The 6,714-nt window shown below is 70.6% G+C and carries 7 protein-coding genes; 1 reads left to right on the top strand and 6 read right to left on the bottom strand.

All coding sequences use genetic code 11. The annotated features are described in order from the left end of the window. From QZY48_RS16205 to QZY48_RS16180, 6 genes are all read right to left on the bottom strand, one after another. On the bottom strand, positions 1–954 hold a 954-nt coding region (locus QZY48_RS16205; RefSeq protein WP_295432723.1), incomplete at its 3' end, for a hypothetical protein. Positions 955–960: 6 nt separating this feature from the next. After that, a complete protein-coding gene (locus QZY48_RS16200) occupies positions 961–1,887 on the bottom strand; it encodes an AAA family ATPase (protein ID WP_295432720.1) in 927 nt (308 codons plus the stop codon). Then, the gene (locus tag QZY48_RS16195) at positions 1,887–3,293 is read right to left on the bottom strand and encodes a hypothetical protein (RefSeq protein ID WP_295432718.1); all 1,407 of its coding nucleotides are present in this window, start codon (positions 3,291–3,293) and stop codon (positions 1,887–1,889) included. Before QZY48_RS16195 ends, QZY48_RS16200 begins: the two co-directional genes overlap by 1 nt. 4 nt (positions 3,294–3,297) lie before the next feature. Beyond that, the gene (locus QZY48_RS16190; RefSeq protein ID WP_295432716.1) at positions 3,298–3,618 is read right to left on the bottom strand and encodes a CU044_2847 family protein; all 321 of its coding nucleotides are present in this window, start codon (positions 3,616–3,618) and stop codon (positions 3,298–3,300) included. A 217-nt stretch (positions 3,619–3,835) separates the two neighbouring features. Then, positions 3,836–4,639, bottom strand: coding sequence for a transposase (locus QZY48_RS16185; protein ID WP_295432713.1), 804 nt, complete (start codon positions 4,637–4,639; stop codon positions 3,836–3,838). Continuing rightward, positions 4,636–5,844, bottom strand: coding sequence for a 4Fe-4S dicluster domain-containing protein (locus QZY48_RS16180; RefSeq protein ID WP_295432710.1), 1,209 nt, complete (start codon positions 5,842–5,844; stop codon positions 4,636–4,638). The genes QZY48_RS16185 and QZY48_RS16180 overlap by 4 nt, the downstream gene beginning before the upstream one ends. Before the next feature lie 235 nt (positions 5,845–6,079). Here QZY48_RS16180 and QZY48_RS16175 point away from each other — a divergent pair, with 235 nt between their 5' ends. Further along, entirely contained in the window at positions 6,080–6,622 is a 543-nt protein-coding gene (locus tag QZY48_RS16175) for a DUF1415 domain-containing protein (RefSeq protein WP_295432708.1), read from the top strand. Positions 6,623–6,714: the final 92 nt, after the last annotated feature.

Raw genomic sequence — 6,714 nt, 5'->3', positions numbered from 1 at the left:
GCACCCGGGCGCCGCGCCCGGGCGCAGGGGGTGCAGGGGCGCCCCCAGGTCCCAGGGGACCAGCCGGAACCCGGGGACCAGGCCGGGGGCGGCGAGGCGCGGCGGCACCGGGGCGATGAGCAGGGCGCCGGCCCCGGGTGCGGCCGACCGGCGGCGGCCCAGGTCCTGCCAGCGGCGGTGACGGCCGCTGCCGGGAGTATAGAGTCCGGCATCGCTGAGGACCACGAGGGCGCCCGCCCCGGCCGGCGGCCCGCCGGGGCGCCCGTCCCGGGCGGACACCAGGTCCCGGGGATCGCCGCCGCGGCTGTGCCAGACGTGCAGACGACCGCCCAGGAGACGGCGCAGCCCGCCCTGGAGCTGCCAGAAATCGTCCCAAAAGGGCCGCAGGGACAGGGTGAGGTCCAGCACCAGGTCCACCCGTGCCGGCCAGCGCGGGTTGAGGCGGCGCGGCAGGCGCGGCGGCAGCCGCCGTACGGCCAGGGCGCGGCACAGGCGCTCCAGGTCCAGGCCGGTGCCGGGGCGCGAGGTCGCCAGGTGGCGGCGCAGGAAGCGCCCCTGGCGGGGGCGCGGCACCAGCTCCGGCTGGGTGGGGCGCGGGCAGTCGGGGTCGCTCAGGGGGAGCGCGTCCCAGGGCGCGGCCCGGATCAGCCAGGCGGGGGCGTCCGCGGCGCCGGGGTCCGCGGCCTGGGTCGCGTCGGCGGCGATGCGCCAGAAGGGCAGGTCCGGGAGGTCCGCGGGTTGGTAGGGTTCGGGCTCAGCCCGGGAATCGCCCTCCACCGGGCGGTCGGCCCGCGCACCGGGCGCGGGCCGGGTCGGTCGCGGCGGTTCCGGCACCGGGGAGAACCCCAGGCCGCGCGCCGCGGCGGGCCACTGGTGCGGCGGCAGGGCGGCCAGGATGCGCACCAGGTCGGCACGGCCGGCGGCGGCCCGGGGCCTGGGGGTTGGGGCGTCCACCCGCGCTCAGTCGGGCAGCGGCGCCGCCTTGTCGAGAACGAAGCCGGCGGTCTGCTCCAGGAGCGCCCATTGCCCGTCCTCCGAGGTCGCCAGGGTGGCGACGGCGATCACCAGGTCCAGATACTCCGCCAGGCCGGGGGCATAGCTCTGTTGCTCCCGGGCGCGGGCGCGATCCCCGTCCAGGAGGCGCGCGGCCTCCTGCAAGACCCGCGGGTAACCGGTGAGACGCCGCCGTGCCAGGTGGCGCCGGCCCATGTCCGGCAGGTCCGCGGGGGCCTTGAGGATATGCACCAGGCAGCGGCGCAGGAAGGCCGGGGGCAGTTCGCGCTCCTCATTGGTGGTGATGACCACGAGCGGCGCGACCGGGCCGCGCACGACGCCCTGACCCAGGAAGGGGAGGCTGAAGCCCTGGTTGCCCAGGACCTCCAGAAAGGCGTTGGGCAGGTCCGGGTCGGCCTTGTCGATCTCGTCGATGAGGAGCACAGCGCCAAGTCCCGGCGTCCAGCCAGGGGGCAGCACGGGGGCCTCGCCCTGGCGGCGCAGGTCCCACTGGCGGTGCGCGCCGGCCCAATCGAAGGCCCACCAGAGGGGACCGGGGCTCAGATAATGGGCGGCGTCGCGCGCCTGGGCGCCGGGGGCATGGGCGTCGGACAGGCGCCCGACGGCGTCGTAATGCCATTGCAGGTCGGCCGCCTCGCTGCGGCCATCGATCACCCCCGGGACGAAGAGCCGCCCAGTCGCCGCCGCGGCGGCGCGGGCGGTCTGGCTCTTGCCCGTGCCGGGGACACCGCGCAGCAGCAGGGGCCGCCCGGCCGCCTCCGCCGCGCGCAGGGCCGCCGCCGTGTCGCGGTCGAAGCGGTGGACCGACAGGGGCCAGGTGCCGCAGGGGTCCAGGTCCAGGTCCCGATCGGTGGGGTAGTCGGGGATGGGCATCAGGGCCGCTCCAGGAGTAGGAGATACTCGCAGGCCAGGTTGATCAGCAGGTCCTCCTCGACCGCGAGGTAGGCATAGTCGCTGCCCGCGGCGTGGATGACGAGACCGATGCGCAGCCGCTCGCCGGCGCTGGCCAGGCCGACGCCGTGCAGCCACTCGCGCGGCCCCCGGGCGACCAGGAACCGGGGGTCGTCCCGGTAGATTCTGCGCTTCATGTCGATGTGGCTCATGAGGTTGTTGAGATAGCGCAGGCGCTGCTCCGCGTTGCCGAAGTCCACCGGCGCCGGCGTGCCCTTGTAGGATAGCCAGACCGCGTCAAAGGCGTCCCGCTCGGCATCGGGGCCGACGCCTTGGGCCAGGTCGGTGAGGTCGATGACCGAACCGCCGTGCAGGTCCAGGGCGCCCTTGGGCTCGGCCAGCCGCAAGGGGATGTCGGTGATGGAGCAGTACACGGTGGCCGCGGCGCCGAGGGTCCGGCAGGCGACGAACATGCGATCCGGGGTGGCGGCGCCCAACTCCGCCAGTTCGGCCGACGTGCGGCCCCGCCGGTCTACGGCGCCCTTGAGCAGCTCCCCGAGCAGGGCGTGGCAGTCGGCCTTGAAGTTGCGCGGGATCGCGACGCCCTGGGTCCGCCAGGCGTCGAGACAGTCTTGCGTGGCCTGGTGGAGGTCGGGGACCAGGGTTTCAAAGCAGTCGCGCGGGGGGCGGCCGGCGAGTTCGCCGGCCCGCCGGGGAAAGCCGCCCAGGCGGCGCAGGTCCGCGGTGCCGGGGTTGGCGAGCAGTTGCAGGGCGCGCACCCCGAGGAGGGCCACCAGGGCGTCGTAGTCCGGGCCCGCCTGGTCGTCGGGGCCCTGGGGGCGGTCGACATGGAAGGCGACCCAGGGCCGCAACTGCGCGAGCGCAATGGCACGGGCGATCGGCTCGTTCTCGATCCGGCAGTTGAGCAGACCGATCGGCTGCTCACCGACCGCGAGGAGGCCGCCGCTGTAGCCGTGGGCGGTCTGCGGCGCAATGACATACTCGCAGTGCTGTCCGTCATAGTCGCCGATGCAACCGTGGTCCAGGCTCACCACATCATGGGTGTCGGGGTCGATGGCATGGAACCAGGGCCGGCGGCCCTCCTGGGCGCCGATGGCATCGGGCAGGGGCAGGCGCAGGTCGCCGATGGGCTTCGTCAACTTGAAGATGGCGGCGTCGAGCGTCGTGTGACGAGCCAAGAGGGTTGCGGCCTTGGCGCCGTGCTGGCCGGGCAACTGACAGACAAAGGTCTGGCCGTCGGGCGCCAAGTCCTCGAAGGCATGGGCGACGGTCAGGATATGACCCGGCGCGACATGCACGCCGGAGCACAGAAACCGGGACGCCGCCTGATCGCCCCAGAGGCTGACGATGAGGTCGGCGAGGGCCATCGGCTCAGGCCGCCGGCTTCCATTTGGCGGTGACCCTGACCGCGGCATTGGCCTCGCCGGAGGCGATGAAGGGGAGCGCGGCCTTGCCCCCGAAACCGATGTTGATCCGCAGCGACCACTCGGCGGCACCGGCGGCCTGGCAGGCGGCCTGGACCGGGGCGGTGAGGGCTTTCAGGAGGTGGTCGATGCGATCCGTCATATCGCCGCCCTCCGCGCTGGCCGCGGTGGGTTCGCGGCGGTTGTCGGCCGACTGGCCTTCGACCTTCAGGTCGGCCACCTCGACCAGGATCGTCTGGCCGTTGATTGTGATCTCGCGCAGTGCCATGGGGTGCTCCGGGGTTGTGTCTCGATGCGGTGTCAGGGCGATAGCATAAACCATGCAGGAGGCGACGGATCGGCGGCGCCCTCAATATCGGTGCCGCGCGGCACGCCACCGGGAGCGCCGCACCCCAGTGCGGCGAGCCTCGCAAGCGACCGCGGCGCCGCGTCCTGTTGATAGGCCGCGCCGCACTGGGGTGCGGCGCTCCCAGTGGCGGCGCCGCTTACGAATCGCTCCCGCGCCCCATGCCGGCGCTCCCCCAGGGCCATGCCTCCGGGGTCTTGACCAGACCCGCCTTGACCGGATTCATCCGGATGTAATGGCGTGCGGCGGCGAGGTGTCGGTCGGTGCGGATGTAGCGGTCCCAATACTCGCGCTGCCAGACCTGTCCGTGGACCGCGGCGCCATTCTGCGCGGTGCGGCTCAGGAAACGATTGATGAACCGGGCGGTGAAGTTCTTCCAGGACAGTACGATGGTCGCCAGGGCGACGCCCGGCAAGGGTTCGATCAGGACGTGGCAGTGATTGGGCATGACGACCCATTCCAGGAGGCGATAGCGCTTGCCGTCGAAGTGCAGCCAGGTATCGACGATGCACGCGGCGATCTGCGGTTCGCGCAGGATGCAGGAGCCGTGGCCGGCGTCGAGATAGTCTTCGATACGCTTGCGAAGTGCGATGTCGCGGGTCTTGGGGTCTGCGATCTCGCGTCGGGACTCGGCCTGCAGGCGTGCCAGGACTGGGGCGGGTAGCGAGTCCTCCAGGCGATAGCTGAGCGACTGGATGACATGGGATGAGTCGCAGTGGGGGAGGTAGCCGCGGGAGTACCAGCCGCGGCCTTCGGGGGGTGGCGCTTCTCCTTCTGGGGCATCCTGCGCGGCGGGCTCGCCGCACTGGGGTGCGGCGCTCCCAGTGGGGACTTCGCTGCCGGGGGTGGCGGGTGATGGCGCTTCGCCTTCAGGTGCATCCTGGTTGAGGGGCTCGCCGCACTGGGGTGCGGCGCTCCCAGTGGGTGCGGTGGTCCCGCTCACGGCCGGCGGGCGGCACGCGTGAGCAGCCGCCATTGCTGTTTGGCCCGGTCGGCGATGAAGGGCCAGAGGCGGCCCTTTTCCCAGAGGATGCGGGCGAAGAGCCGGCCGCGGTTCTTGGGCGGGGTCTTGGGGTGGGGGCGCGGCACCAGGCGGATGGCGCCGCGTTTGCAGACGGCGATGCAGGCCCCGCAGCCGAGACAGGTGGCGGTGTCGACCCCGGCGTAGCGCTGCGCCTGGGGCCGGGTGCGGGCGCCGGCGGCGATACCGATGCACTTGACGTTGCAGGTCTTGAGGCACTCGCCGCAATAGTCGCAGCGGGTCGGGTCCACGGCGGCGAGGAAGGGGGTCTTGGCGATGCCGTCGCTGAAGCCGGACTGGACCCCGGCCATCAGTTCGCAGCAGCAGCGGCAACAGTTGCAGATGAAGCTGGGGCGCTCGCGCACGTTGTCGGTGACGTGGGTGAGGCCCAGGGCGCGCGCCCGCTCCAGGGTGGCGAGCATGGCCGCCTGGTCCTGCTCCTGGGCGAAGCCGCGGCGCACCAGGAAGCGGGCGCCCTCGCCCAGGACCATGCAGATCGCCTCCACCGGGGCGCCCTTGCGGCAGGGTTCATTCAGGTGCTCCTTTTTGTGCCGACAGTAACAGAGGGTGACGGCGCGGTAGTCGGCGTCCATGATGATGCGCCGGGCGTCCTCGTAGGCGGTGATGCGCGAGGTCACCGGGATATGCTCGGCGTAGACCAGGGCGCGGGTGAGTTGGGTGGGGCTGCCGAAGAACTCCCCGCCCTGCCCCGCCCGCCCGTTCTCGTGCAGGTACTGGGACATGAGCCGGGCCAGGTCCGCGACCGGGACCGGGGCGGTCAGGGTGGGCCGGCGGCGCATGAAGGTGAACTCCATGAAGCCGATCAGGCCGGGGACCAGGAGATAATAGGTCTGGGCCCCGTAGGGCAGGTCCATCACCAGGCCCTTGTCGGCCATGGATTCCAGGAGCGGGCGCAGGTGCGGGGGCGCGATCCCGGTCAGGTCGGTGAGCTCGGCGGCGGTCGCCTCGTGCAGGGGGAAGCGGGAGGCGACAAAGGCCTCGCGCTCGGTGAACAGCAGGGCCAGGATCTCCCGGAGTTTGGCGCTGTCCACGAGTCCGATGGGGTAGCGGTTGAGGCGATCGATCAGGGGCACCAGGGAAGACTTGGCGCTCAAGAGGTGGCCCATGGGACACTCCGGGGTGGCGGCTGACTGGGCGCGTTGTCGTTGTCGTTGTCGGTTTCGTTGTCGTAATCGTAAACCGAGAAGCGATGTAACCTGGCGTGCGAGAGAATCCGAGGCGCTACGATAACCTCGACAACGACAACGACAACGACGGGACAAGCATTCCCTAATGGACTTGACTTATTAGTGAACCGTTTCTTAGGCCTGAACCATCACTTCAACCGGACCCTTATTTTCTATGATCGACGCTGAACAGGTCATCACCCAGACCAAAAAATGGGTGGCCGAGGTCGTGGTCGGATGCAATTTCTGTCCCTTTGCCGCCAAGCCGGTCAGGCGCGGCAGCATCCATTACCAGGTCGAGCCCGCCGCCGACGAGCAGTCCTGCCTGGCCGCCCTCCTGCGCGAATTTCACCGGCTGGATGAGCAGCCGGCGATCGAGACCACGCTGCTGATCTTTCCGGAGGCCTATCCGGGGTTCGACGACTATCTGGACCTGGTCGCGCTGGCGGAGGACCTGCTGGCTGCGCAAGGCTATGAGGGCATCTATCAGGTCGCGGGCTTCCACCCGGACTACCGCTTTGCCGAGGCCCCGGCGGACGACCCGGCGAACTATACCAACCGGTCACTCTACCCGATGCTGCACCTGATCCGCGAAGAGGGCATCGACCAGGCCTTGGCCCATTACACCGATCCGGAAGGAATCGCGGACAGGAATATCGCCTTTGCCCGCAATAAGGGACTGGTTTACCTGAAGATGCTTAGAGATAACTGTCTCTGACCCTCGCTCCCTCGTTGTCGTTGTCGTTGTCGTTGTCGTTGTCGTTGTCGTTGTCGTTGTCGTAATCGAGGTTATCGTAACACCCTGGATTC

Source organism: uncultured Thiodictyon sp., assembly GCF_903828115.1.
Classification (GTDB): Bacteria; Pseudomonadota; Gammaproteobacteria; order Chromatiales; family Chromatiaceae; genus Thiodictyon.
The sequence above is the reverse complement of the archived record's forward strand: the minus strand, read 5'-3'. Positions and strand labels throughout refer to the sequence as shown.